Raw genomic sequence first — 26,016 nt, 5'->3', positions numbered from 1 at the left:
GAGCATTTAGGCAAACCTAACGTATTCCGGCGTTAACGGATTCGAGTGATTTCAGCCACCATTAAAAAGGTGCCGGAATCAATGAAGGTGGTACCACGGAAGCAAGACCTTTCGTCCTTTGAGGATGAAGGGTCTTTTTGTTTTTTCAGTAAAAAGGAGGAGTTTTTTCATGAACAAAATGGCAATTGTCGGTGCAGGGTCGATGGCAGAAGCATTCATTTCAGGAATTCTCGAAAATGGATTAATGGATAAAAAGAATATTTGGGTGACAAACAATTCTAATCAAGAACGGTTAACAAAGCTTGGGGAGCTTTACGGAATCCAAAGCACATATGATTTATCCAAACTTTTTGAAGGAGCAAACATTGTCATGCTGGCAATGAAACCAAAGGATGCCGCTTCAGCCATTGCCTATATCCGGGAGTACTTATCTAAAGACATGCTGATTATTTCCGTGCTTGCCGGTGTCTCGATGAATACGATTGAAGCATTGGCTGACAAACCTCTGTCGATTGCCAGAGCTATGCCAAATACATCCGCTGCAGTAGGAAAATCGGCGACAGCCATCGCTGTTAATGAACGTGTTTCCGAGGAACAGCTGGAAACAACCCAGAAATTGTTTGAAACGGTGGGAATGGCGGCCTTTGTTGACGAAAACCAGCTTGACGCAGTAACCGGATTATCCGGCAGCGGTCCCGCCTATATTTATTACCTCATTGAAGCGATGGAGAAAAGTGCGGTTGAAATTGGCTTGGACCCACAAATGGGTAAGGAGTTAATTGTTCAAACGCTAATTGGAGCCGCGGAAATGGTGAAAAACTCCCACAAATCACCGGAGCAATTACGCCGTGAAGTGACAAGCCCAGGAGGCACAACAGAAGCGGGCGTAAATGTCCTGGAAGACCATGGTGTCCAACAAGCTTTCATCTCTTGTATTAAAGCAGCTGCCACTCAATCGAGAAAAATGGGCGATGCCTTATGTGCCCATTTAAAAGTCGGAAAGTCATCATAAATTGAATATTAACGATAGGGCCGTTACACTAATAGTAAAAAAGGACATAGAAAAATGATAAATATCCTTACTATTTTGTTTGCAATTGGCATTTTGGTTTGGATTGGTTTCCTGATCGATGCTTTTATTGGGTTTCAAAGTTTGGACGCCTTAGAGAACGAAGCAGCCCTTGTAGACGGTCCATTGCTTTCCGTCATTATTGCGGCCCGAAATGAAGAAAGTCAGATAAGACAAAGTATCATCAGTCAATTGACTCAAACCTATAAAAATATTGAATGGATCCTTGTGAATGATCGTTCTACTGACAAAACGGGGCCTTTAATGGAACAATTAGCAAAAGAAGATAACCGATTAAAAGTCGTTCATATTAAGGAGCTGCCACAGGGCTGGCTAGGGAAAAATCATGCATTATATACCGGCACATTATCCACTTCTGGAAAATGGCTATTATTTACCGATGCCGATATCATCTATAAACCGGAAGCATTTGCGAAAGCACTGCATTATGCTGAAAAACATCGTCTTGACCATGTAACAGCAGCTCCTAATCTAAATGCGCATAAATTTTGGTTAAAAACCTTTGTTGCTTTTTTCCTGTTCGGGTTTTCCTATTTTAAGCGGCCTTGGTTAGCCAATAACCCAAAATCAAAAATCGGTACGGGAATCGGTGCGTTTAACCTTGTCTCTAAAGCAACGTATGAAGCGTTTGGAACCCATGAAAGAATCAAAATGAGACCCGATGATGATTTGCAATTAGGGATGAAACTGAAACAAGAAGGCTTCAATCAACGGATTGTTACGGCACTTCATTTAATAGAGGTAGAATGGTATGGGAGTTTAAAAGAAGCACTGGTAGGTCTTGAAAAAAACACGTTTGCGGGGCTGCATTATCGATTCAGCATGGTCCTGTTTGCCATTTTAGGAGTCTTTGTTACGCATGTCCTCCCTTTCGTAGCCATTTTTTCAACCAATAAAATCCTGGCCCTCCTCAGCCTGGGAAACATCATCGGAAGCGGTATTCTTTATGTAATGATTATAAAAAAGATGACACTGTTCTCTCCAGCTCTGTTTTTTGTTTTTCCTATTACAGCTTTATTATTTATTTACTCCATCATTCGCGCCAGTTTCCTAACCTTTAAACGAGGTGGCATTGTTTGGCGAGGTACGACTTATACTTTAAGAGAGCTAAGAGATCAAAAGCAGCGAGGCGAATCATAACATTAATCTCCCGACATTTGCTATACTAAAAATTAGTAATTCTAAAAAAGCTGGAGGGATAGTAATATGACCGCGAAATTATTTTCTCCCTTTACGATTAAAGATGTAACGTTCAAAAACCGAATTGTCATGGCGCCGATGTGCATGTATTCGAGCCACAATCAAGACGGACAAATTCAAAACTGGCATCGCACTCACTATACAAGCAGGGCCGTCGGCCAGGTAGGCCTCATTATTGTTGAAGCTACGGCTGTAACCCCGCAGGGCAGAATCTCCCCTCAAGACTTGGGAATATGGAGTGACGACCATATTGCCGGCTTACAGGAGCTTGTCAGTTTAGTAAAAGAACACGGTGCCAAAATGGGTATTCAGCTTGCCCATGCTGGTAGGAAAGCTGTTTTAGAAGGGGAAATTTATGCACCTTCCTCGATTGCTTTTAATGAAAAAATGAAAACGCCAAAAGAAATGTCTAAAGCCGAGATTGCAGAAACGGTGTCAGCCTTTAAAAGTGGCGCCGAACGGGCCGCTAAAGCAGGCTTCGATGTCATTGAACTGCATGGGGCTCATGGATATCTGATTAATGAATTCCTTTCTCCGCTTACCAATAAACGAACTGATGAATACGGCGGTTCACCGGAAAACCGCTATCGAATCCTGCGAGAGATCATTGACGCTGTGAAAACCGTTTGGAACGGGCCGCTTTTTGTCCGAGTGTCAGCTAATGATTATCATGAAGAAGGACTAACAGCAAAAGATTACATACCTTACGTGCAGTGGATGAAGGAGCAGGGCGTAGATTTAATTGATGTCAGCTCCGGCGCAGTTGTTCCTGCTCATATTCATGCTTATCCGGGCTACCAGGTGAAGTTTTCGGAAACCATTAGAGAAGGTGCTGGGATTGCTACTGGCGCGGTAGGACTGATCACCTCTCCGATCCAGGCTGAAGAGATATTGCAAAACGACAGGGCGGACCTGATCCTGATTGCCCGCGAATTACTGCGTGACCCATACTGGCCACGGAGAGCAGCTAAGGAGCTCGGCGTTAAGATTGAATCTCCGAAGCAATATGAGCGAGGATGGAATATTTGATAAGGAAGCACTTTCCGGGAGACTGGGAAGTGTTTTTTTGTGAGTGGTTTCATAGCGACCATTACTAATGTTTTCTTGATGCTGAGGACTTTATGGAGCCCTCATAACGACCGTGACTATTGTTTTTCTGATGCTGCAGGCTTTATGACACCTTCATAACGACCGTGGCTATTGTTTTCCTGATGCTGCGGGCTTTATGACACCTTCATAACGACCGTGTCCCAGTTTTTTTGATGTCCAGGCGTTATAGAAACTCTCATCGACTACTTGTAATCAAAAATCCCCCCAAATATCAAGCACCTATCTCCCCTCTTGGCGACCCTTTTTCAATAACACATGCTATTCAGATGCCAACCCCATAAAAAAATACCGTTATTTCAACGGTATATGTATCTCCTTAAAATCCTCGGCAATATCTGTATGAGCAAAAATGGCCCTGGCTTCTTCGACAAGCTCTTTAGAAGCATTTCGATCGTAGCGGGAGCTGATATGGGTTAGGCAAAGCTGTTTGCAGCCGGCTTCCTTTGCCACTTTGGCTGCCTGCTCAGTTGTGGAATGGAAATAGTTGAAGGCTAATGAGTCTTCTCCCTTTGAAAAGGTCGCTTCATGAATCAGAAGATCGGCATCTTTAGCCAGCAAAATGGAATTTTCATGGAATCTTGTGTCTCCCAATATCGTGACCACCCGACCCTTCTGGGCAGTGCCTACAAATTCACTTGGTTCAAGCACCCGTCCATCTTCCAACGTCACCGTTTCACCGTTTTTGATTTTTCGAAAAATGGGTCCTGGCTGAACTCCAGCTTCTTTCAGCTTTTCTGCGAGAAGTGTGCCCGGCAGGTCTTTTTCAACAATACGATATCCGTATGATGGGATGCCATGATCCAGCAGGCGTGTTTCCACGATGAATTGGTCATCTTCATAAATAATGCCTTCTTCTATTTCTATGACTGTTAATGGATATTTTAAATATGTCTGGCTGATTGTTAGACTCGTATGTAAATAATCTGCTATTCCTTTAGGCCCATAAACAGTGACCTCTGACTCCCCACCTTGAAACGAGCGGCTTGATAACAATCCGGGTAATCCGTATATATGATCACCGTGTAAATGGGTGACAAAGATTTTTTCAATTCTCCGCGGTTTCAGGGTAGTATGTAAAATTTGATGTTGTGTTGCTTCTCCAGCATCGAACAACCAAACAGATCCCCGTTCCTCCAGTAATTTAAGTGCGATAGACGTGACATTTCGGAGCTTTGCGGGCATCCCTGCCCCCGTCCCTAAGAAAAATACATCCAAAAAAAACCCCCCGTTCTAACTGCTATTATTGATACTATAGCACACCATTATAAAAACAGAAAAATATCAATACATGTATTACTTGCGATAAGTGAAATCTAAACTATATAATTACATAGGCTATTTCGCTAGAAAAGAGGTATCAGACGTGGCACAAAATATGACAACATTACTGATGATTTTTGGAGCAACCGGGGATTTAGCAAAGCGAAAGCTGTTTCCTTCCATTTACCGTTTGTATGAACGCGGGCGCCTGGAAAAATTTGCTGTAGTTGGTGTGGCGCGCCGATCGATTACGAATGATGAATTTCAGCAATCGATTAAAGATTCGGTTGAATCCGCTCTAGGTAAAAAAGAGAATCTGGATGAATTTGTCTCTCATTTCTACTATCAATCTCATGATGCATCAGATTCCGATTCTTACGTTTCCTTAAAAGATTTTGCTAATCAAATTGATGAACAATATCAACTTGAAGGCAATCGTATTTTTTATTTGGCAATGGCCCCAGAATTTTTCGGCCCCATTGCTTTACATTTAAAATCAGACGGTTTAACAGATGTCAAAGGGTATAAACGTTTGATTATCGAAAAACCGTTTGGGCATAATCTAGCCTCTGCTAAAGAGTTAAATAACCAAATCAGAACCGCTTTTTCTGAAGAAGAAATTTATCGGATTGACCATTACTTAGGAAAAGAAATGGTCCGCAATATCGAGGTTATTCGTTTTGCCAATGCCATTTTTGAACCGTTGTGGAATAACCGTTACATATCCAATATCCAAATTACTTCCAGCGAAGTTTTAGGCGTGGAAGAACGTGGACGTTATTACGAAAATAGCGGTGCCCTTAGGGACATGGTTCAAAATCACATGCTGCAGATGGTAGCTTTGCTTGCGATGGAGCCGCCCATTAAGTTAACTACAGATGAAATTCGTTCCGAAAAAGTCAGAGTATTTAGAGCGCTCCGTATGATTGAAGGAGACAAGGTAAACGAGTACTTTGTACGCGGGCAATATGCTGAGGGAACGATTAATAATGAACTGGTTCCAAAGTATCGTGATGAGCCAATGGTGGCTCCGGACTCCAATACAGAGACCTTTGTAGCCGCCAAAGTGAAGATTGATAATTTCCGCTGGGCTGGTGTGCCTTTCTATATCCGTACCGGAAAAAGAATGGCTGAAAAAACTACAAAAATTGTTGTACAGTTTAAAGATATTCCAATGAATTTATATTATCAGACTGATAAAATGTTGAATCCAAACCTGCTTGTGATTCATATTCAGCCTGACGAAGGCATTACCCTGCATCTGAACGCTAAAAAAGCTGGCGGTCATTTGGATGCTCAAGAAGTAAAATTAAGCTTTGCCAACACTGGCAGTGACGCTATGAACACTCCTGAGGGCTACGAAAAGCTGCTGTTTGACTGTATGCGCGGTGACGCCACTAACTTTACCCATTGGGATGAGGTTGCCTATTCATGGGCATTTGTTGATAAGATTTCGGCAGTATGGCAAAACACTGATACGAATTTTCCAAATTATCCATCCGGATCAATGGGTCCAAAAGAAGCTGATGAACTCCTGGAAAAAGACGGCTTCTTCTGGTGGCCGGTTACGGATCTCGATGTTGAAGTTTGCAAATAAAGAAACCTTTTCGATTGGCAAACCTTATGAGAAAAAAGAGGCGTAACTTCCCTTATGCCTGATTAGCAAATAAAAGCTCCGGATTCCCTCTAGAATCTGGAGCTTTTTATACTTCTTCCTCGTTCTTTTTCGCACGTGAGCGAAGAAAATCCTTATTAAAACTAGTTGCTGTTCCAATTTTGTGATTGGGATCCACTTGATGGGCCCCTGCTGCTTCAATAATATTTTTTCCATACTTATCACGTAGACTGGATAATGTTTTTAACAATGGTTCCTTTTTGGCATCCTGTTCATAAGAAAACAAATCTAATTGTTTAACAGCATGATCATGTTCAATCAAATCATTCCCAGTAATCCCTAGCAATCGAACAGGATCACCGCTCCAATGCTTTAAAAACAACTGCTTAGCAAATGCGGCAATTTCCTCTTTTTGACCGATGGGATTAAGTAATTTTTTGCTTCGGGTAATCGTTTTTCTGTCCTTATAGCGAATAGTAATACAAATGGTACTAGCAAGGACATTTTTTCGTTTAAATCTGATAGAAACGGTTTCTGCCAATGATTCCAGTACATGAAAAAGTTCTTGCTGATTGCTGACATCCCTAGGAAGGGTAGTCGAATTGCCAATACTTTTAAATTCCTCAATGGATTCGGGGTCGACCATGCGTTGATCGATGCCGTTAGCCCTCTCTTTCAAGCGAATCCCATTAATCCCAAGCAGCAATTTAAGTTGGATTTCATTTGCCTTTGCTAAATCACCAATCGTTTCAATGCCAATCGTCTTAAGCTTTTCTGCGGTCTTTTTCCCTACCCCATGCATTTCATTAGTATTTAGAGGCCATAGCATTGTGGGAATATCCCGTTTTCGCAAAATAGTGATCCCCAGCGGTTTCTTCATATCAGAAGCTGTTTTTGCCAAAAATTTATTCGGAGCAATTCCAATGCTGCACGGTAAATCTAATTGCTCCAAAATTCGTTTTTGAATACTTTTGGCAATTTCAATCGGACTGCCGAACTCATAGCTTTCCGTTATATCCATATAGCCTTCATCAATCGAGACCGGTTCAACCCACTCTGTATAGGTCCTGAGAATTTCAAACATCCCCATCGAAGCCGCCCGGTACCGATCAAAATTTGGTGATTTTACTATTAACTGCGGGCAGAGCTTTTTCGCTTCCCACAAAGGCATTGTGGTTTTCACACCAAATTTTCTCGCCTCGTAGCTACAGGTAACAATAATTCCCCTTCGTTCTTCTACATTTCCGGCAATCGCCAGCGGTTTCCCTTTTAGCATGGGGTCATAGGCCATCTCTACTGATGCATAGAAGCTATTCATATCAACATGTAAAATGACTCGTCCTTTTTTTGGATACATTTCTTTCATGACAATCATCCTAATTGAACATTTATAGTTTCAGTATAACAAATGAAGCCAAATCTAAAAAAATTGGAATTAGAAATATAAGGATGAAGCAAACTAGAATAAAAACGGCAGGTGGATTTTATGATAAAACTTTTATCACCTATCCTGATTGCTTTTTTATTTTCACCTATTTGGCCTTTAGGACCAAACCCTTTGCCCGGTGACCCCTTGGTGATTGTCAACAAAAACAACAATGAACTCGCCTTTGTTAACGAGAACAGGGTCCAAACCGTCGTTAGCGTAGGAACCGGTAAAACAAAAGAATTGACTCCAGAAGGGCTATATACGATTACAGTCAAAGCCAAAGACCCTTACTATCGGAGGGGAAATATCCTTGGCGGAGATCCAAAGAATCCCTTAGGATCACGTTGGATCGGGTTTGATGCAGAGGGTACCGATGGCAGAACTTACGGAATCCACGGGACTAACCAGCCGGCATCTATTGGAAAATACGTCTCGCAAGGTTGTATCCGCACCCAGAATGAAGTAATCAGCTCATTATTTCCGTTAATCCCGTTAGGAACCAAAATATTGATTACTACCTCAAAAAAGTCATTTGAAGCTTTGGCCCGGGAACAAGGAGCTATAAAATAAGCAAAGGGAATGTTCAGTATCAATGAACATTCCCTTTTAATATATTTAGCGGATAAATTGACCGATTCCAATCAGGAGGGTTGAAGCCAGCATGGCACCTAACATTAAATAAACAACGATTTTTCTTCCTTTTTTACTAGACAAAGTCTATTCCTCCCTTTCGAGTTACTAATCTTAATGTTTATTGTACATGGAAAAGCCTTTTTAAACAACTTGAACAACTAAGCAATTTAGGAAGGATTTATGAACTTTATACCGAATAAATTAATTGTCGGATTTATTCTAATTTTGAAATAGAGGGGTATTTATGATTAAAAAGGTGGACCATATCGGGATTGCGGTGAAATCAATTGAGGCAGCACTTCCTTTTTATACAGAGGTGCTTAAGTTGCCGCTTATAGGAATTGAAAGCGTTGACAATCAGAAAGTGAGAGTGGCCTTTATCAAAGCCGGGGAAACAAAGCTTGAACTGCTCGAGCCGACTTCTGAAGAAAGTACAATTGCCAAATTCATTGAAAAACGCGGTGAAGGAATTCACCATGTTGCCCTTTGTGTCGAATCGATTGAAGAACGGATTAAGGAGATGAAAGAAAATGGCATTACCATGATTGATGAGCATGCTAGAACCGGTGCCGGCGGAGCTGAAATTGCCTTTATGCACCCGAAATCTGCTTCCGGTGTCCTTTACGAACTTTGTGAAAAGAAAGCCAAATAGTACTAACAAGGGAGAATACGATTAATGCCAAAAAGGGGATGAGTCTAATGCTTGACATTTATGAAAAAATTAACGAATTATACGATAAACGCAGAGAAGTGGAGCTTGGCGGCGGAGATGAACGGATTGATAGGCAACACGCCAAAGGAAAGCTGACGGCAAGAGAACGGATCGAGTTACTGGTAGATAAAGGGTCATTTATTGAACTAAGTCCGTTTATTGAACACCGTACCAATGACTTTGGCCTTGATGAGCTAAAGGGTCCCGGAGATGGTGTTGTAACCGGGTTTGGTAAAGTGAACGGCCGACCAATTTATTTATTTTCTCAAGACTTTACCGTTTTTGGGGGAGCCCTTGGCGAAATGCATGCGAAAAAAATCGCAAATGTCATGGATTTAGCAGCGAAAAATGGGACACCATTTGTCGGCCTTAATGACTCTGGCGGCGCCCGCATTCAGGAAGGCGTCGTCTCTCTGGATGGTTATGGCCATATCTTTTATCGAAATGCGATTTATTCTGGGGTGATTCCGCAAATATCCGTGATCATGGGGCCTTGTGCAGGTGGAGCCGTTTATTCGCCGGCCATCACCGATTTTGTCTTTATGGTCGAAAATACAAGCCAAATGTTTATCACCGGACCTAAAGTCATTGAAACGGTAACCGGTGAGAAGATTTCCGCAGAGGACCTTGGAGGAGCAAACGTCCATAACACGATTAGCGGCAATGCCCATTTTCGTGCTTCTAGTGAGGAAGAAGTGTTAAAAAATGTTCGCAGACTCTTAAGTTATCTGCCGCAGAATAATGAAGAGAAACCGCCGAAATGGGACTATGAAGATGATTTTGATTATCGTCCGGACCTAACAGATGTTGTCCCGTTTGATGCAGTTCGCCCTTATGACGTTCGAAAAGTGATTGAACAGGTCGTGGATGAACATTCTTTTATGGAAATTCATCAGGACTTTGCTAAAAATATCGTTGTCGGATTTGCCAGAATCAAAGGGGAAACAGTAGGCCTTGTCTGTAACCAGCCAAAAGTCATGGCAGGAGGACTGGATATCGACTCTTCTGATAAAGCAGCCCGCTTTATTCGAACCTGCGATTCTTTTCATATTCCAATCATCACATTTGAAGATGTTACCGGTTTCTTCCCTGGGGTTAAACAAGAACACGGAGGGATTATCCGCCACGGCGCAAAAATTCTTTACGCTTATTCAGAAGCAACAGTACCAAAGCTGACGGTCATACTAAGGAAAGCATATGGAGGCGCTTATGTGGCCCTTAACAGTAAAGCCATTGGCGCCGACCTGGTATTCGCCTGGCCAAATGCTGAGATTGCTGTAATGGGACCACAGGGAGCTGCCAATATTATTTTTGCCAAAGAAATTCAAAACAGTGAAAACCCAGAGGCAGTCAGACAGCAAAAGATTGATGAATACCGTGAGAAATTTGCGAATCCGTATGTGGCCGCCAGCAGAGGAATGGTCGATGATGTTATTGACCCACGGGAAACAAGGATCAAGCTGATTCAGGCTTTAGACATGCTGCAGACTAAAAAAGAATCCAGACCCTATAAAAAGCATGGTAATATACCACTATAATGATTCGGAGGCTGTGAATATCACAGCCTTGAAATTTGATGACCTGAATCTGAAAAGGTATACTAAAATAGTGAGTACATATTATTGGAGGTTCGACAGGATGGTAAATCAAGAACGTCTGTTAAACGAATTTTTAGAGCTTGTTCAAATTGATTCTGAGACCAAATTTGAAACGGAAATTGCCAAAGTACTAAAGCAAAAATTCTCTGAATTAGGACTCGAGGTTTATGAAGATGATACAACTTCAGTAACTGGTCATGGTGCAGGGAATTTGGTTTGTACCCTTCCCGCTACCAAAGAAGGCATAGATCCTATTTATTTTACATGTCACATGGATACAGTTGTACCCGCAAAAGGTGTAAAACCTTCCATTAAAGATGGTTATGTTGTGACCGATGGAACCACGATTTTGGGTGCCGATGATAAAACGGGAATCTCTGTCATGCTTGAAACCATTCGTGTGTTAAAAGAGCAAAACATTCAGCACGGAATGATTCAATTTGTGATTACAGTTGGCGAGGAATCCGGCCTAGTCGGTGCAAAAGCCCTTGACCCTTCCTTAATGAAGGCTAAATACGGTTATGCGCTTGACAGTGACGGATTAGTTGGAAATGTGGTTGTGGCAGCTCCTACGCAAGCAAAGGTGAAAGCCGTGATTTACGGAAAAACGGCACATGCCGGTGTAGCACCTGAAAAAGGAGTTTCTGCGATTACAATTGCGGCAAAAGCGATTTCGAAAATGCCATTAGGCAGAATTGACCATGAAACTACTGCTAATATCGGCCGATTTGCTGGCGGTCAAGCCACGAATATCGTTTGTGACCGTGTTGATATTTTAGCAGAGGCTCGCTCGCTGATTCCTGAAAAAATGCAGGCTCAAGTTAGCAAAATGAAGGAAGCTTTCGAAACAATGGCATCTAATATGGGTGGTAAGGCAGAAGTAGAAGTGGAAGTTATGTACCCTGGATTTAAATTCGGCGAAGGCGATCAAGTGGTGGAAATCGCCCGCAAAGCAGCAGCCAAAATTGGCCGAAGCTGTGAATTGCAGCATAGCGGCGGTGGCAGTGACGCCAACGTAATCGCTGGTTTCGGTATCCCAACCGTTAACTTGGCTGTAGGTTACGAGGAGATCCATACAACTAATGAGCGCATGCCTATTGAGGAATTATACAAGCTTGCTGAAATGACATTGGCGATTATTGATGAAGTAACCAATCAATAAATAGTTTAAAGGAGAGCAGCAATAGCTCTCCTATTTTTTATATATGTTACAGCATTTTTTCCAAGAATTCCTTGGCTCTTTGGCTTTTGGGGTTGGTGAAAAACTCTTGCGGTGCACTGTCTTCGACTAATACTCCGCCATCCAGGAACAATACACGGTCCGCCACTTCTCTGGCGAAGCCCATTTCGTGGGTCACTATCGCCATTGTCATACCGGTATGGGCAAGAGATTTCATTACTTCCAGTACTTCCTTTACCATTTCCGGGTCGAGCGCCGATGTTGGTTCATCGAAGAGCATCACTTCAGGCTGCATCGCCAATGCTCTGGCAATGGCCACGCGCTGCTTCTGCCCGCCTGATAATCGTGTTGGATATTCATTGGCCTTTTCGGAAAGACCGACTTTATCCAAAAGCTCCATCGCTATTTTTTCAGCCTCTGCCTTTGCTAAACCCTTTACCTTCATCGGTGCATAAGTCAAGTTCTTCAATACCGTTTTATGAGGAAATAAGTGAAAGTGCTGAAACACCATACCAACATTTTGGCGAACGTTCATAATATTGGTTTTCTTATCGGTAACCTCTTGATCGCCAATCCACACGTTACCGCTTGATGGCATTTCAAGCAAGTTCATACAGCGAAGAAAGGTCGATTTGCCGGAGCCCGAAGGACCGATAATCGCCACCACTTCACCCGTTTGGATGGTTGTGGAAATCCCTTTTAATACTTCTAGGTTGCCATATGATTTATGCAAATTCTCAATCTTAATCACTGCGTCTCATTCTCCTTTCAATCGCTTTTCCTAAGAAGGTTAAGGTAACAACCATAACATAGTAAATAAGTCCGGCGATTAATAATGGTTCGAAATAGGAATAATATTCAGCCCCCACCTGATAAGAACGGCGCATAATATCCATGACACCAATGGTTGTGACAATTGCAGATTCTTTTGTTAAGGTAATAAATTCATTCATTAGAGCTGGCAGGATGTTTTTAAGTGCTTGAGGCAAGATAATATCCCACATCATTTTTCCATAAGGGACTCCAAGAGCCATTGCGGCTTCCTGCTGTCCTTTATCCACCGCAAGAATCCCGGCCCTGATGATTTCAGAAATGTAGGCACCCGAATTTAGCGCAAAAGATAACACTGCTGCGGTATATGGCTCAATTTGATAGCCGAAAATCTGCGGTGAACCAAAATAAATCAACATCAATTGCAGAACCAACGGGGTTCCGCGGAATACAGATGTATAAAAATCGGCAAACCAACCGAGAAATTTGAAACGGCTAATTTTAAATAAAGATAATATGATTCCAAAAATAAACCCCATAACTCCTGCCAAAATAACAATCTTTAATGTTACTAATATTCCTTTTAAAATATATGGCATGGAGGGCATGAACTGTGAAAAGTCGAGATTCATCTGCTTACCACCCTTTAGTTAAAAAATGAGAGACGCTGGAATCAACAGCTTCCAAACGTCTCTTTAAGTAATGAAGAATTAACTTTCTCCACCAAACCACTTCACTACTAATTTTTGTAATTCTCCATTTTCCTTCATTTTCTTTAATTCTTTATTGAACTTCTCAGTTAAATCGCTGTTTTTCGGGAAAGCGATCGCTGAACCAGCTTCATTCGGATCATCACTAATGGTAAATCCTACTAAATCCTTTTCTTTAGCGAAATAGCCTTTTGCTACGGTGTCTTCAATGATCGCTGCATCAAAACGGCCAGATTTGATTTCTTGAATAAGGTCAGGAATACGATTGCGATTTTCGATTTTAATTGGAATTTGCTTATTGATGTCATTCGCTTTTCCTTCCTGAATAGAACCAAGCTGAACGCCAACTGTTTTCCCTTTTAAATCTTCAAGCTTCGTAATACCGCTATCCTTTTCCGAAACGATCATGTGCTGTGCTGTATAGTAAATATTACTGAAATCAACGTTTTTCTTTCTTTTCTCTGTTGGTGTCATACCTGCCATAACAAAGTCTGCTTGTCCAGATTTAAGACCCTGAATTAAACCGTTGAAATCCATATCCTTAATTTCAAGCTTATACCCAAGTTTGCTGGTGATTGCCTTAGCTAAATCAACGTCAAACCCCTTAATTTCGTCGCTCTTCTCTGTTTCAACAAATTCAAATGGTGCATAATCGGCTGATGTTGCCATTACCAATTTCTTTTTCTCGCTGCTCTTCTTGCTTTCTTTCCCACTGGTGCCACATGCAGCCAGTCCGATTGCCATTACGATCGTTAACAATAAAACAATTGCCTTTTTCATATGTTTTTCCTCCTATACATTCATGTTGTAATTTCTTGCATAAAATATGTGAAATTACTGGATAAATGGATTAATAAATTAATAATTATTCACATAAATGCATTTTAACACATGTTAATAATTATGCAAGTATATTATTAAAAATTCATTTGTAATTTTTTAGAGTAACTTTTTCCAAAAAAATAAGGCCAGTCTCCATTTTGGGAGACTGACCCATTTAAGATTATACTTCGTCGCAATATTTATCAAATTCTTGTTGCAGTTTTCCCACGACTGTTGCAGGATCGTAACCTTCAATTTGATGACGTTCAACCATAGAACATATTTTGCCATCTTTTAATAATGCGAAAGATGGTGAGGATGGCGGATAACCAGTAAAGTAACTTCTCGCCTTCTCCGTTGCTTCCTTATCTTGTCCTGCAAAAACAGTGACAAAATGGTCTGGTCGTTTATCATAATGAACAGCATGGGCTGCTGCAGGACGAGCTACGCCGCCAGCACAACCGCATACAGAATTAATCATTACTAATGTTGTCCCTTTTTGATTAAGAGCCGCGTCAACTTCATCTGGTGTTTTAAGCTCCTGATAGCCTGCAGAAGAAATCTCTTGGCGTGCTTGACGCACAACATCATTCATGAAAATATTAAAATCCATACTCATTGCATTCACTCCTTGGTATCTCTATATAACTACATCATAACAGTAAAAATGTGTTTATTTCAAATAATTGTTGCTCAAAAAGAAAAACTGCCTAACAATCAGGCAGCCTTACTCTTCATTTAGTAAAAACACATTAAACAAACCTTCCACCGCAACAGCCACTGTCCTTTCCCCAGCAATCACCTCATTCTCATATTTCGGAAGGAGGTTTTTTACCTCTGGATGATGATAAAAATGGTATTGCAGCTGATCGAGGATCATCGAATGCATCCACTCTCTAGTTTGGATTTTCCGTCTTTGTTCGAACGCACCAGAGTTTTTTACGGTTTGTTCAAAGCTTTGAATCATGGTCCAAAGCTCGTTAATTCCTTCCTTTGTTATTGAGGAACATGTATGAGCCTTTGTTTCCCAACCCTTTGTGGCTGGCTGAAGAAAATGGAGAATGCGATTGTATTCTTTTCTAGTTTGTTCGGCTTTCAACTTATTAGCCCCGTCTGCCTTGTGAACAATGATCGCATCGGCCAACTCCATGATTCCTTTTTTCATGCCCTGCAGTTCATCACCAGCACCGGTTAAGACGAGAAGCATAAAGAAATCAACCATGTCGCGGATGATTACTTCACTTTGTCCGACGCCGACAGTTTCGACTAATATGACATCAAAACCGGCGGCTTCACAGACCAGCATCGCTTCCCTTGTTTTTCGATGAACACCGCCAAGCTTGCCGGCGGTGGGGGATGGTCTAATAAAAGCTCTTGGATTTTTGGCCAGTTGCTCCATTCTAGTTTTATCCCCCAAGATGCTGCCTCCGGTTAACTTTGAGCTTGGATCGATAGCAAGTACAGCTACCTTGTACCCCAAATTGCATAAATACTGCCCAAACGCTTCAATAAAGGTACTTTTCCCGGCACCCGGAACCCCGGTAATCCCAATGCGAATGGATTTCCCGGAGTGAGCCAAGAGCTTTTGCAGCAGCATTTGTGCTTTTTGAAAATGGTGTCCTGCGTTACTTTCCACCAGCGTAATCGCTCGGGCGAGAAGAGTCCTGTTCCCAGATAACACGCCCTCGTATAGCTCCTCGACTGATGGTTCCGCCCTGCCACGTTTTTGAAATTGCATATTCTTTTGAATGCTTGCAGTCTGCCCTTCCATCTCCTGTCCCTTACGAATGATGCTGGAGCAGGAATCAGGATCATTCGGATTGCTCCACTCTGGTTTTTGATCAACAGACATTAGTTTGCCACTTCCTCGTAGCCCAGCTGTCTATAAATCTCTTTAATGACTTTTTGGGCAGCCACTGGAATAATTGTTCCCGGTCCAAAAATAGCTGCGGCACCATTGTCATATAAAAATTGATAATCCTGAGCGGGAATGACACCGCCGGCAACAATTAGGATGTCCGGCCGACCTAACTTTTTCAATTCTTCAGCTAGCTGTGGCAGAAGTGTCTTATGTCCAGCCGCCAGTGAACTCATCCCTATCACATGAACATCGTTTTCCACGGCTTGTTGCGCTGTTTCCGCCGGGGTTTGGAACAATGGTCCGATATCGACATCAAAGCCGAGATCGGCAAAGGCTGTGGCAATGACTTTCGCACCTCGGTCATGGCCATCCTGACCCATCTTGGCAATTAAGATCCGCGGTCGTCTTCCTTCATTTTCGAGGAATTCGTCGGTCATCTGTTGGACTTCGGTAATTTCCTCTTCATTTTGAAATGCCGTACTGTACACTCCGCTAATGGAGCGAATCATCGCTTTATGTCTACCTGCTACTTTTTCAATAGCATCGGAGATTTCCCCTAATGTGGCTCTAACTCGTGCAGCTTGAACAGCAAGCTCCAATAAATTTTGTTCCCCGCTAGCTGCAGCTTTTGTTAAAGCTATTAAAGCTTCTTCTACTTTCTGTTCATCACGGCTGGCTTTTAATTCGGTTAATTTGTCAATTTGCTTTAACCGGACCGCGGTGTTATCAATATCCAAAATATCAAGTGGTTCCTCTTTTTCAAGACGATACCGATTAACACCGATAATCGTTTCTTTTCCTGAGTCTATTTGCGCCTGTCTACGGGCTGCTGCTTCTTCAATCCGCATTTTTGGAAGACCCGTCTCGATCGCTTTCGCCATTCCTCCCAGACTTTCAATCTCTTCAATATGTTCCCAGGCGCGTTTCATTAATTCATCTGTCAGTTTTTCAACATAATAGGAACCGGCCCACGGATCAATGACTTTGGTGATTCCGGTTTCCTCTTGCAGAAATAGCTGAGTATTCCGGGCAATTCGTGCTGAAAAATCAGTTGGGAGAGCAATTGCTTCATCCAAGGCATTTGTATGCAGAGATTGTGTATGCCCCATCGCGGCCGCATGGGCTTCAATCAATGTTCTTGTTATGTTATTGAACGGATCCTGCTCGGTCAGACTCCAGCCCGAGGTCTGTGAATGGGTGCGAAGAGCCATTGATTTTTCATTTTTCGGGTTAAAGGTCTTCATCATTTTCGCCCAAATGAATCTCGCTGCCCGCATTTTCGCGACTTCCATAAAATAATTCATGCCAATCGCCCAGAAAAACGATAACCGTGGTGCAAAAGAATCTATCTCGATGCCCGCTTTCAGTCCTGTTCTAACATACTCCAGCCCATCGGCAAGTGTGTAGGCCAATTCAATATCAGCAGGTGCCCCTGCTTCCTGCATATGATAGCCGGAGATACTGATGCTATTAAACTTTGGCATGTATTTTGATGTATATTCGAAAATATCGGCAATAATCTTCATCGACATGTCCGGTGGATAGATATACGTATTGCGAACCATGTATTCTTTTAAAATATCGTTTTGGATTGTACCTGAAAGCTTTTCTTGGCTTACCCCCTGCTCCTCGGCCGTGACGATAAAAAATGCCAAGATCGGGAGTACGGCACCATTCATTGTCATCGAAACAGACATTTGATCCAAAGGAATCCCGTCAAATAGGGTTTTCATATCGAGAACCGAATCGATTGCAACACCGGCCTTGCCCACGTCCCCTACCACACGAGGATGGTCGGAATCATAACCTCTATGTGTGGCTAGGTCAAAGGCAACAGACAACCCTTTTTGCCCCATTGCTAAGTTCCTGCGGTAAAAGGCATTACTTTCTTCTGCAGTGGAAAATCCAGCATATTGACGTACTGTCCAAGGCCGATTGACATACATCGTCGGGTAAGGTCCGCGGGTATAAGGCGGTAACCCCGGAAGGTTATGAATATGCTCCAACCCTTCACGATCTTTCTTTGTATAAAGCGGTTTTAATTTAATTTGTTCATTCGTTTCAAAAAATAGGTCTTCAATGGAGTTTCCAAGTTCCTTGTCAACTTGTTTCTCCCATTCTTCCTTCGTCAAAAATTGCTGGTGTTCAAACAGGGCTTTTTGTTGAAAATCAGGCTTTTGAATCTTCAACTGCCTTCACCTCCAATTGGGTCAGAATAGCTGTTGCTGTTTCAAAGCAATTACTATTTAGATGAATAAACTGTTGGATTCCTTCCTCAAGCCATTGTTGTTGGCGTTCCCGCTCCGGCAAGCCGGCCAATAGGAAGATTCGCTCAGGGAACTCTGCTTTTAGAGAGAACAAAAGTTCATGCCCCATCACTTCATATTGATCATTCGTGCCACAGAAGCAAAGATATTTCACGGTTGAACCAGAGAGAAATAGTCTGGCATCTTCTAATGTGAAGATTGGCTGACTTTCAACTGTATCAATCCCGCCCGGTGCCAGGAATCCCTGGATAAAATCCTTTCGTGCTTTATGCTGCTTTAATTCTCCTAAGCAAAGCAAACCAACTGCTGGCTCTTCTGGCAACTGTTTCGCTTTAAAACGTAATTCCTCATATGGTTCAGCCAAACGGCGCTGCGGAATCTTTTCGATTTTTAAGGATGAATCAACAGTTTTAGGCTGAGGTGACATTTTTGGTACAGGTATAGGCTCATCCAATTTTGCATACACATTGGTTCCAATAATACTTTGTTTTCTCATTTGAATATCTTTATTTCTTTTTTCAAAAACTGCGGTAATCTCCTTCTGTACCCATCCGGATCTCAATGCTTCAAGAATGCCGTTTCTTGCATCAATCTGCTGGAAAAATACCCATGCTGCTTCTGCCAGCTGATTTGTAAGTGACTCGATATACCAAGACCCTCCTGCCGGATCTATGACCTTTTGCAAATGGGCTTCATCTTTTAAAATAAGTTGGATGTTACGGGCAATCCGTTCAGAGAATAGATTGGAGCCTGTCAATTCATCAAATGGCCCGATCTGCAAATATTGCACCCCACCTAAAATGGCCGCAAATGCTTCGTTAGCAGAACGGAGAATGTTAACATGCGGATCAAATAATGTTTTGTTAAAACTGGAGGTTTTTGCGGTAATTTGCATGTTCCGCGCTTCCTCAGCTGTACCGTAGAGCTCGGTAATCCGATTCCACAACACACGTGCTGCCCGCAGTTTTGCCACTTCCATGAAAAAGTTACTGCCAATAGAGAATTGAAACATGAATTTGGAAAGGCTTGTTTCAAGGTCCAACCCATGATTGGTCAAATGCTGAACATAAAAGACAGCTGTTGCTGCAGCAATTCCTAGCTCTTGTACTGCATTTGCTCCCCCGTTATGATAAGGAACTGTGTCTATTAAAACGGTTCTTAGCTGTGGTTGCTTGCCAGCGGCCTGTAGTACTGCATTTGTCCATGTTTGAAGGTAATCCTCTGAAATAGCTCCTTCTTCAGCAAATAGCGCAAGCGGGTCATTGGCAATATAGCCTGTTAGACCTTTACTATCTAGCTTTTTAACTAGTTCCGGTTGCAGCCATTTTGCATTAATGGCAAAAGGATAAGTTGAATCGGTCACACTAGAAAAGTGATCAATCACCTCGTTTGTAAGTTCAAATGAAATAGCGGTTTGTCCTTTTTTAACAGAAGTTGAGAGTTTACTCTTTAATTCATCTAAGTCTTTGAAAGGAATTTGCTGGGCCACTTTCCATTCCTTTGTCACATATCCCAACAGGTCATTTCCCCTGCGACCATCAGAACCCCCAGGATAGTCACAAATAGATATTTCATCATCTTCCAAATAAAGCGGTTTCAAAATAATGTTTTCGTATGTCGAATTATGTAATGTTTGGACCGTTTTCCCTTTTAATGATTGTTCGGCTTTTGCCTCCCAATCCGCCTTGGTTTTTAAAGGAAAAGACTGATTCCGAATTTGTTCCAAACCCACCATCCCCCTTATGTGTCAGTTTAGAATATAAGTAATATTCAATTAATTATATTGTAGAATAGTTACCGAAATGTGGCAATAAGAAAAGCTCAAGTGTCTTGGTCAGCTGCGTATGGCCTCCTCGAAAAAGCTAGCGCTTTTCCTTCGTGCGATGCCCATGCTACTGAAGCTTTCCTTGTGGAGTCTCTCCATCTGAGATATAGGAAACACGAAGAGCCGGTGGCGATTCGATGTTGACTTATCGTAGGGCGGAGTGCGAAGGACACTAGCAGCTAGGGCACTGGAGCTAGACAATAAAAATACCACTGTCTGGTAAAAGACAGTGGCTAATTTTATTAATAGATGGACGTGTTGGATTTGGATGTGTTTTCGATAATTTCTTTAACACGCTGCAAGAAACGGCCACACACTAAGCCATCCAAAATACGGTGATCAAGAGACATACATAGGTTTACCATGTCGCGAACAGCGATCATTCCGTTGTTCATGACAACAGGACGCTTTACAATAGATTCCACCTGAAGAATCGCTGCTTGCGGATAATTAATGATACCCATTGATTGGACAGATCCGAATGAACCTGTATTGTTGACGGTAAAGGATCCTCCCTGCATATCCTCCGCTTTCAGCTTTCCGGTTCTCACCTTCACAGCTAGCTCAGAAATTTCGCGGGCAATTCCTTTGATCGTTTTTTCATCGGCATTTTTGATTACCGGAACAAACAGCGCTTCATCTGTTGCCACAGCGATGGAAATATTAATATCCTTCTTCTGGATGATCTTATCGCCGCCCCACATGGAGTTGATTTGTGGGAATTCCTTCAGTGCTTGGGAAACGGCTTTCACGAAGAAAGCAAAGAAGGTTAAATTAAAGCCCTCTTTTTTCATAAATTCATCTTTAATCGAGTTGCGATATTCCACCAAGTTAGTAGCATCTACCTCGACCATTGTCCAAGCGTGCGGAGCCTCATGTTTGCTGCGCAGCATGTTGGCGGCAATCGCTTTTCGGACACCTGTAACTGGAATTTCAATATCTCCAGGGGCCACAGGAATAGCCGGAACAGCTGCTTGAGCTTGTGAAGATACTGCCTGTGCTACCGGCTGCGCGGTTGGCTGGACAACGGCTGTTTGGCTGGCTGCTCCAGTTGCTTCGACCGGCTTTGGTATCTGACCAGATTCAATTATTTTCAATAAATCTTTTCTGGTAATCCTTCCCTCTGCGCCGGTGCCTGTCACCTGGGTTAAATCAATCCCATGCTCTTGGGAAAGCTTTAATACAGCTGGTGAATAGCGCACTTTCGTATCAGATGCCGCAGGTGAAACAGGACTCTTTGTTGCTGTTGCTTCAACTGGTTGTTCAGAAGTAGGGGTTGATGCTTCAGCTGCAACCTCAGTTCCACCCTCCACTTCAATAGTACAAATAATTTCACCTACTGCTAAAGTATCACCCTCAGCTGCAATAAGCTCTTTGATTGTCCCTGCAAAAGAGGATGGAACCTCTGCGTTTACCTTATCGGTCATGACCTCTGCAAGCGGGTCATATTTATTAACTTGATCTCCTACTGAAACTAACCATTTACTGATAGTGCCTTCGGTTACACTTTCGCCTAACTGAGGCATTTTAATTTGTTCGATTGCCAATGGTTTTACCTCCTATACAAATGCCTTTCACTTATTCGGTTGGAATTAGAACTCTGCTAATTCTCGCATTGCCTTTTCCACTTTATCCGGATTGACCATAAAGAATTTTTCCATTGTAGGAGCGTAAGGCATTGCTGGCACATCATAGCCCGCTAGTCGCTTAATTGGTGCATCCAAATCAAATAGACAATGTTCCGCAATAATCGCGGCAACTTCACTCATGATACTGCCTTCTTTGTTATCTTCCGTAACAAGTAATACTTTGCCTGTTTTGGAAGCAGCTTCAATAATAGCTTCTTGATCGAGTGGGTAAACTGTTCTTAAATCAAGAATATGGGCTGAGATTCCATCCTTCGCTAACTTCTCAGCAGCCTGCAAGGCAAAGTGCACGCAAAGGCCATAGGTAATCACAGTGATGTCTTCCCCTTCACGTTTCACATCGGCTTTACCAATTGGCAATGTATAATCATCTGTCGGTACTTCACCTTTAATTAAGCGATAAGCCCGTTTATGCTCAAAGAATAGAACAGGATCATTGTCACGGATTGCCGCTTTTAAAAGACCTTTTACATCATAAGGAGTGGAAGGCATAACAATTTTTAATCCCGGCTGATTCGCAAAAACTGCCTCTACGGATTGGGAATGATAGAGAGCACCATGCACCCCGCCGCCATATGGCGCCCGGATCACCATTGGACAGCTCCAATCATTATTGGACCTGTAACGGGTTTTTGCTGCTTCTGAAATAATTTGATTGACAGCAGGCATAATAAAATCAGCAAATTGCATCTCAGCAATTGGACGCATTCCATACATTGCCGCTCCAATTCCCACACCTGCAATGGCTGATTCAGCCAAAGGTGTATCAATTACTCGCTCTTCACCAAATTGTTCATATAATCCTTGAGTGGCCTTAAATACGCCACCTTTTTTACCAACATCTTCACCAAGAACAAAAACCTTTGGGTCCCGTTCCATTTCCTCACGAATCGCCATTGTTACAGCATCTATATAAGAAATTACTGCCATGTTCGTTCCCCCTTACTTATCCGCGTACACATATTTCAGCGCATCTTCAGGCGCAGCATATGGAGCACTTTCAGCATAATCTGTAGCTTCATTAACCTGCTTCATCACACGGTCATTGATTCCCTTTTCCAATTCATCACTTAGCACACCTGTTTCTTTTAAATAGGCACCAAAAGTAATAATTGGATCTTGTGTTTTGGCTTTTGCCACTTCATCAGGAGCCCGGTAAGAACGGTCATCATCATCAGAAGAATGCGGAGTTAAACGATAAGAAACGGTTTCAATTAAGGTTGGGCCTTCACCACGGCGACCTCTTTCCGCTGCTTCCTTTACAACCTTATAAACTTCTAATGGGTCATTTCCATTTACCGTATATCCAGGCATACCATAGCCAATGGCACGGTCAGAAACTTTTTCACAAGCCAATTGCTTTTCAATTGGAACGGAAATCGCGTATTTATTATTTTCACACATGAAAATAACGGGGAGCTTATGAACACCTGCAAAATTTGCACCTTCATGGAAGTCACCTTGGTTGGATGAGCCTTCTCCAAAAGTTACAAACGAGACAAAATCCTTTTTCTCCATTTTCCCGGCAAGAGCAACTCCTACTGCATGCGGTACTTGGGTTGTAACAGGAGAGGAGCCAGTTACGATGCGATTTTTCTTTTGTCCGAAGTGGCCAGGCATTTGACGTCCACCTGAATTGGGATCTTCTGCTTTAGCAAATCCTGATAGCATTAAATCTCTTGGGGTCATTCCAAAGGTTAATACGACGCCCATATCACGATAATAGGGAAGGACATAATCCTTTTCACGGTCCAGTGCAAAGGCAGCACCAACCTGGGCCGCTTCCTGACCTTGACATGAAATGACGAAAGGAATTTTCCCAGCCCGATTCAAAAGCCACATCCTTTCATCAATTCGCCGTGCCAAAAGCATCGTTTCATACATTTCCAACACTTTGCCGTCGTCTAACCCTAAAGCTTCATGACGCTTTTCTACCATATATCAAGTACCTCCCAATTGTTCGTAAAATTTCTATTTTACTTAGGTTTTATGAATGAATCGCCTTTCCATCGACTGCCAATGCGGCCTCCCCGATAGCCTCTGACAGGGTTGGATGTGGATGAATGGTATGACCGATTTCCCATGGAGTAGCATCCAGCACCATGGCTAAACCTGCTTCAGAAATCATATCCGTGACATGCGGGCCAATCATATGGACCCCTAATATATCATTGGTTTCTTCGTCAGCGACAATTTTTACAAAACCATCAGATTCACCGAAAACAAGAGCCTTACCAATTCCCTTAAAGGAAAACTTTCCGACCTTTACTTTAAAGCCTTTTTCTTTTGCCTGATCCTCTGTAATCCCAACACTAGATACTTCTGGATGACTGTAAATACATCTAGAAACTAAATCATATTGTAGTGGTGAAGGATCTTTTCCTGCTATATGCTCTACAGCAATAATTCCTTCGTGGGAAGCCACATGAGCTAATTGCAGACCGCCAATTACATCCCCGATCGCATAAATATGTGATTCCTTTGTTTGGAAAAATTCATTAGTGGTGATAAAACCTCTATCCACTTGTATTTCGGTATTATCTAGTCCAATTCCTTCTACATTTGCCTGGCGACCCACAGAAACTAAAATCTTTTCTGCTTTAAATTCTTTCACAGAGCCCTTAACTTCCGCCGAAATAGTTACCCCATTATCTTTTACGAGAGTTTCTGACAGAACTTTTGCACTGGTAACAATTTTAATACCTTTTTTCTTCATTAATCGCTGCATTTCTTTGGAGATTTCTTTATCCTCAGTTGGAATGATTCGATCTGCATATTCAATTACGGTAACCTCTACACCGAAATCAGAAAGCATTGACGCCCATTCAATGCCAATAACTCCGCCTCCAACAATGACAATGGATTCCGGAAGTTGTTCCATTTCAAGTGCTTCATCAGAAGACATGACATATTGTCCGTCAATATCAAGTCCTGGAAGAGTTCTCGGTCTTGAACCAGTGGCAATAATGACGTTTTTAGGGATTAACATTTCGTTTTCTTCGCCATTATTCATTTCCACTGAAATGGTTCCCGGCATCGGGGAAAAGATGGAAGGACCCAAAATGCGGCCGATCCCTTCAAATACATCTATTTTTCCTTGCTTCATTAAAAATTGTACACCTTTATGAAGCTGGTCGATAATTTTGATTTTTCGTTCCTGTACTTTGTTAAAATTTACTGTGATATCATGGGCAAGAACCCCATATTCCTCACTGCGCTTCGTGGTAGCATATACTTCAGCACTTCTTAATAACGCCTTACTTGGAATACACCCTTTGTGCAAACAGGTACCTCCAAGCTTCCCTTTTTCAACAATTGCAGTTTTTAATCCGAGCTGTGAAGCCCGAATGGCTGCCACATAACCGCCGGTTCCCCCACCAAGTACAACTAAATCATATTCTTGTGCCACAAAATTCCCTCCCTATATGGTTTACATTTTTACAGTATTGAATTGTCCGGGATAATCTTTCACAGACTCTTCACCACGAAGAACACGAAGAGCTCCCTCCGCAAGTGCTTGAAGTTCATTTTCACCGGGATGGATCATGACATCTGCAATCCAATTGATTCGGTCACCAATCATTTGAACAAACTCCTTACCATAGGCAAGCCCACCAGTTAAAATAATAGCATCAACTTTCCCCGAAAGCACGGTACTGGCTGCCCCGATTTCTTTAGCAACCTGGTAAGCCATCGCTTCATATACTAGTTTTGCTTTTTTGTCACCAGAGGCGATATGTTGTTCCACCTTGACGGCATCATTAGTACCTAAATAACCAACTAAACCGCCTTTCCCAACGAGCATCTTCATGATTTCTTCTCGATAGTACTCACCTGAAAAGCACAAGGTGACTAAATCACCTGCTGGAACAGTCCCTGCACGTTCCGGGCTAAACGGACCGTCCCCATGAAGTCCATTATTAACATCGATGACACGCCCTTGCTTGTGGACTCCGACAGTGATCCCACCGCCCATATGTGTAACGATTAAGTTTAGGCTTTCATATTTTTGCCCTAGCTCTTTTGCCACTCTTCTAGCGACAGCCTTTTGGTTTAACGCGTGGAAAATACTTTTTCTTTCAATTAAAGAAAATCCAGAAATTCTCGCAATTGGCTCCAGCTCATCTACTACAACTGGGTCGACAATAAAGGCAGGAATGTTCAGTCCTTTTGCAATCTCATGGGCAATAATCCCACCCAGATTAGAGGCATGCTGACCGGAATAACCTGACCGTAAATCCTCCAACATGATTCCATTTACGGCATAGGTCCCCCCTTCTATAGGAC

23 protein-coding genes are annotated in these 26,016 nt (G+C 42.4%); 8 read left to right on the top strand and 15 right to left on the bottom strand.

Annotated features, from left to right (window positions below; all coding sequences use genetic code 11):
• The first annotated feature begins 169 nt into the window (after positions 1-169).
• From proC to namA, 3 genes are all read left to right on the top strand, one after another.
• Complete coding sequence (gene proC, locus V7083_RS00625) at positions 170-1,012, top strand: pyrroline-5-carboxylate reductase (protein ID WP_335474286.1); 843 nt, start codon at positions 170-172, stop codon at positions 1,010-1,012.
• Between the two features lie 54 nt (positions 1,013-1,066).
• Complete coding sequence (locus tag V7083_RS00620; protein ID WP_335474284.1) at positions 1,067-2,230, top strand: glycosyltransferase; 1,164 nt, start codon at positions 1,067-1,069, stop codon at positions 2,228-2,230.
• A 66-nt stretch (positions 2,231-2,296) separates the two neighbouring features.
• Positions 2,297-3,319 (top strand): NADPH dehydrogenase NamA, encoded by a 1,023-nt coding sequence (gene namA, locus V7083_RS00615; RefSeq protein WP_335474281.1) that lies wholly within the window; start codon positions 2,297-2,299, stop codon positions 3,317-3,319.
• Positions 3,320-3,691: 372 nt separating this feature from the next.
• Here the strand turns inward: namA and rnz are convergent, their stop codons facing one another.
• Positions 3,692-4,615 carry a ribonuclease Z gene (gene rnz, locus V7083_RS00610; protein WP_335474279.1) on the bottom strand — a complete coding sequence of 308 codons (924 nt, stop codon included), beginning with the start codon at positions 4,613-4,615 and terminating at the stop codon, positions 3,692-3,694.
• 175 nt (positions 4,616-4,790) lie between these two features.
• Here rnz and zwf point away from each other — a divergent pair, with 175 nt between their 5' ends.
• On the top strand, positions 4,791-6,257 hold the full coding sequence (gene zwf, locus V7083_RS00605; protein ID WP_438823676.1) for a glucose-6-phosphate dehydrogenase: 1,467 nt from the start codon (positions 4,791-4,793) through the stop codon (positions 6,255-6,257).
• 106 nt (positions 6,258-6,363) lie between these two features.
• Here the strand turns inward: zwf and V7083_RS00600 are convergent, their stop codons facing one another.
• A complete protein-coding gene (locus tag V7083_RS00600; protein ID WP_335474277.1) occupies positions 6,364-7,641 on the bottom strand; it encodes a DNA polymerase IV in 1,278 nt (425 codons plus the stop codon).
• A 120-nt stretch (positions 7,642-7,761) separates the two neighbouring features.
• Here V7083_RS00600 and V7083_RS00595 point away from each other — a divergent pair, with 120 nt between their 5' ends.
• Positions 7,762-8,274, top strand: coding sequence for a L,D-transpeptidase (locus V7083_RS00595; RefSeq protein ID WP_335474275.1), 513 nt, complete (start codon positions 7,762-7,764; stop codon positions 8,272-8,274).
• Between the two features lie 45 nt (positions 8,275-8,319).
• Here the strand turns inward: V7083_RS00595 and prli42 are convergent, their stop codons facing one another.
• Positions 8,320-8,418: a stressosome-associated protein Prli42 gene (gene prli42, locus V7083_RS00590; protein ID WP_335474273.1), complete on the bottom strand. Its 99-nt coding sequence runs from the start codon at positions 8,416-8,418 to the stop codon at positions 8,320-8,322.
• Positions 8,419-8,581: 163 nt separating this feature from the next.
• Here prli42 and mce point away from each other — a divergent pair, with 163 nt between their 5' ends.
• The 3 genes from mce (at position 8,582) to V7083_RS00575 (ending at position 11,809) form a co-directional block, all read left to right on the top strand.
• Entirely contained in the window at positions 8,582-8,989 is a 408-nt protein-coding gene (gene mce, locus V7083_RS00585; RefSeq protein ID WP_335474271.1) for a methylmalonyl-CoA epimerase, read from the top strand.
• Positions 8,990-9,036: 47 nt separating this feature from the next.
• A complete protein-coding gene (locus V7083_RS00580; protein WP_335474269.1) occupies positions 9,037-10,587 on the top strand; it encodes an acyl-CoA carboxylase subunit beta in 1,551 nt (516 codons plus the stop codon).
• Positions 10,588-10,687: 100 nt separating this feature from the next.
• Entirely contained in the window at positions 10,688-11,809 is a 1,122-nt protein-coding gene (locus V7083_RS00575; RefSeq protein WP_335474267.1) for a tripeptidase T, read from the top strand.
• A gap of 46 nt (positions 11,810-11,855) precedes the next feature.
• Here V7083_RS00575 and V7083_RS00570 read toward each other — a convergent pair whose 3' ends face one another.
• The 12 genes from V7083_RS00570 to buk all read right to left on the bottom strand — a co-directional run.
• Complete coding sequence (locus V7083_RS00570; protein ID WP_335474265.1) at positions 11,856-12,578, bottom strand: amino acid ABC transporter ATP-binding protein; 723 nt, start codon at positions 12,576-12,578, stop codon at positions 11,856-11,858.
• A complete protein-coding gene (locus V7083_RS00565) occupies positions 12,571-13,230 on the bottom strand; it encodes an amino acid ABC transporter permease (RefSeq protein WP_335474263.1) in 660 nt (219 codons plus the stop codon). Before V7083_RS00565 ends, V7083_RS00570 begins: the two co-directional genes overlap by 8 nt.
• A 78-nt stretch (positions 13,231-13,308) precedes the next feature.
• A complete protein-coding gene (locus V7083_RS00560) occupies positions 13,309-14,088 on the bottom strand; it encodes a transporter substrate-binding domain-containing protein (RefSeq protein ID WP_335474261.1) in 780 nt (259 codons plus the stop codon).
• 223 nt (positions 14,089-14,311) lie between these two features.
• The gene (locus V7083_RS00555; RefSeq protein WP_335474259.1) at positions 14,312-14,749 is read right to left on the bottom strand and encodes a BrxA/BrxB family bacilliredoxin; all 438 of its coding nucleotides are present in this window, start codon (positions 14,747-14,749) and stop codon (positions 14,312-14,314) included.
• A gap of 108 nt (positions 14,750-14,857) precedes the next feature.
• Positions 14,858-15,982 (bottom strand): methylmalonyl Co-A mutase-associated GTPase MeaB, encoded by a 1,125-nt coding sequence (meaB, locus tag V7083_RS00550; protein ID WP_335474257.1) that lies wholly within the window; start codon positions 15,980-15,982, stop codon positions 14,858-14,860.
• Entirely contained in the window at positions 15,982-18,180 is a 2,199-nt protein-coding gene (gene scpA, locus V7083_RS00545; protein WP_435555285.1) for a methylmalonyl-CoA mutase, read from the bottom strand. The genes meaB and scpA overlap by 1 nt, the downstream gene beginning before the upstream one ends.
• Positions 18,161-19,993 carry a methylmalonyl-CoA mutase subunit beta gene (locus V7083_RS00540; RefSeq protein ID WP_335474255.1) on the bottom strand — a complete coding sequence of 611 codons (1,833 nt, stop codon included), beginning with the start codon at positions 19,991-19,993 and terminating at the stop codon, positions 18,161-18,163. Before V7083_RS00540 ends, scpA begins: the two co-directional genes overlap by 20 nt.
• A 332-nt stretch (positions 19,994-20,325) precedes the next feature.
• On the bottom strand, positions 20,326-21,630 hold the full coding sequence (locus tag V7083_RS00535; RefSeq protein ID WP_335474253.1) for a dihydrolipoamide acetyltransferase family protein: 1,305 nt from the start codon (positions 21,628-21,630) through the stop codon (positions 20,326-20,328).
• 45 nt (positions 21,631-21,675) lie between these two features.
• Positions 21,676-22,659 carry an alpha-ketoacid dehydrogenase subunit beta gene (locus tag V7083_RS00530; RefSeq protein ID WP_335474251.1) on the bottom strand — a complete coding sequence of 328 codons (984 nt, stop codon included), beginning with the start codon at positions 22,657-22,659 and terminating at the stop codon, positions 21,676-21,678.
• A gap of 12 nt (positions 22,660-22,671) precedes the next feature.
• Positions 22,672-23,667 (bottom strand): thiamine pyrophosphate-dependent dehydrogenase E1 component subunit alpha, encoded by a 996-nt coding sequence (locus tag V7083_RS00525; protein ID WP_335474249.1) that lies wholly within the window; start codon positions 23,665-23,667, stop codon positions 22,672-22,674.
• 49 nt (positions 23,668-23,716) lie between these two features.
• On the bottom strand, positions 23,717-25,138 hold the full coding sequence (lpdA, locus tag V7083_RS00520; protein ID WP_335474247.1) for a dihydrolipoyl dehydrogenase: 1,422 nt from the start codon (positions 25,136-25,138) through the stop codon (positions 23,717-23,719).
• Positions 25,139-25,159: 21 nt separating this feature from the next.
• On the bottom strand, positions 25,160-26,016 hold an 857-nt coding region (gene buk / locus V7083_RS00515), incomplete at its 5' end, for a butyrate kinase (RefSeq protein ID WP_335474245.1).

The organism is Bacillus sp. JJ1764 (genome assembly GCF_036962145.1).
Classification (GTDB): domain Bacteria; phylum Bacillota; class Bacilli; order Bacillales; family Cytobacillaceae; genus Neobacillus.
This window is presented reverse-complemented; position numbering and strand designations above follow the sequence as displayed.